Origin of the sequence: Endozoicomonas sp. YOMI1 (assembly GCF_024606345.1) — a bacterium.
In the GTDB taxonomy this organism is placed as follows: Bacteria; Pseudomonadota; Gammaproteobacteria; order Pseudomonadales; family Endozoicomonadaceae; genus Endozoicomonas.
Window position 1 is genome coordinate 1 of record NZ_JAHHPM010000235.1, and the last position, 1609, is coordinate 1609.

Below are 1609 nucleotides of genomic sequence, written 5' to 3' on the forward strand. Positions count from 1 at the left end.
TGAGAATTCGGCCTGAATTACGATCTGGATTGTCTGGGAATATACGATCAACAACACTGGCAATCATGAGTAGAACAAAATATAAACTATCGTACACCAGGTGCAACCGCCCTGCTTCCCTTATGGACCATTTTTGTTGCATGTATTCGATGGCTTTACCGCCAAAACTACCAGCGAAACATAATTTGGAAGCCACATCAGCCAACGCTTCCACTTGCGGAACCCAGGCTCCCGCCAGTTGAGCGACTAATCCAGCACCCTGGCAGATATCATTCAGCATTAATTGGCTGGGTAGTGCAACTGGTCTTGAATCATACGACACTGATTCATTATTATTGGCCGCAGGCTGCTGGTAATGAGGAGAGAGCGACTGAAAAAAAGGAATGACGGCAGAGCGCACAATGACACTCAAACCATTTAACTGCCCGGTCTTACCCGTCCCAGTGTTCTCCTGCTCGGGAGATGTACTGAAAACGTTGCCCGGATATGTTACTCCAGCATAATTCTTTTCGGTTGTGAAGTGATCAAAATGGTAAGATATTGCCTGAAAAATTACATCGGTTCTTTACGGTCATGTCTGACTCACTTCTTTATATCGTTTCTACACCCATGGGTAATCTGGGTGATATGACGCCCAGGGCCATAGAGGTGCTTCGTCAGGTTGACGTTATTGCCGCAGAGGATACCCGGCACAGTAAGCGTTTGATGAATCACTTTGGTATTGATACTCCACTGATCCCCTGTCATGACCACAATGAACGTCATCAGGCCGGGATGATTGTGCGACGTATGCAGGCGGGGGAGACGGTTGCCTTAATCAGTGATGCCGGTACGCCGTTAATTTCTGATCCTGGCTTTTATCTGGTCCGGTCGGTGAGAGAGGCTGGATTTCGGGTGGTTCCCATACCCGGGGCCTGCGCATTTATCGCCGCGCTGTCAGTCAGTGGTTTGCCCATTGACCGTTTTTATTTTGAAGGTTTTCTGCCCGCTAAAGGCACCGGGCGTCGCAAGCGAATAGAATCGTTGGCGGCTTTTTCCAGTACCTGGGGGGTTTATGAGTCGCCACACCGTATTATGGAGCTTCTGAAAGATCTCGAAACAGTGCTTGGTGGAGACAGGTATATTGCTCTCGCCCGGGAAATCACTAAAACCTTTGAAACCGTGATGACCGGGACGGTGTCTGAGGTTCAGGCCGTTTTGCAATCAGATGCCAATCAGCAGCGTGGCGAGTTTGTGGTGCTGATCGATGGCTATAAAGAGGAAGAAGATTCTGAAATCAGTCGGGAAATTGCAAAAATGCTGCAACGCCTGTTACAGGATTTGCCTATTAAAAAAGCGGCTGCAGTGGTTGCTGATCTGACCGGGCTGAGAAAGAAAGATCTCTATGAATTGGGTTTGGACATGAAGAAGGGGGAGTAGCTGCTGTTCTTGGGAATTGCCCTGAAATAACTTCTTCATTTCTCCGAAGCTACCCGAAAAGCCGGAACCGCTTATGCTTTTGCGGGCAGCGGGCAGCGGGCAGCGGGCAGCGGGCAGCGGGTGGCGGGAAGCGGGCAGTTGAAATAAAAAGCAACGAACGCAACAAGCCCTGCTAGACTTGGCCCGTGCA

General features: G+C 49.7%; 2 protein-coding genes. One reads left to right on the forward strand and one right to left on the reverse strand.

Going from position 1 to position 1609, the window contains the following annotated elements; genetic code table 11:
• Positions 1–412 (reverse strand): hypothetical protein (locus KDK15_RS08260; RefSeq protein WP_257294879.1); only part of this gene is annotated, 412 nt, incomplete at its 3' end.
• Positions 413–573: 161 nt separating this feature from the next.
• Between KDK15_RS08260 and rsmI the strand changes: the two genes are divergently transcribed.
• Positions 574–1419, forward strand: a complete 846-nt coding sequence (gene rsmI, locus KDK15_RS08265; RefSeq protein WP_257294881.1) for a 16S rRNA (cytidine(1402)-2'-O)-methyltransferase — start codon at positions 574–576, stop codon at positions 1417–1419.
• The last annotated feature ends 190 nt before the right edge of the window (positions 1420–1609 follow it).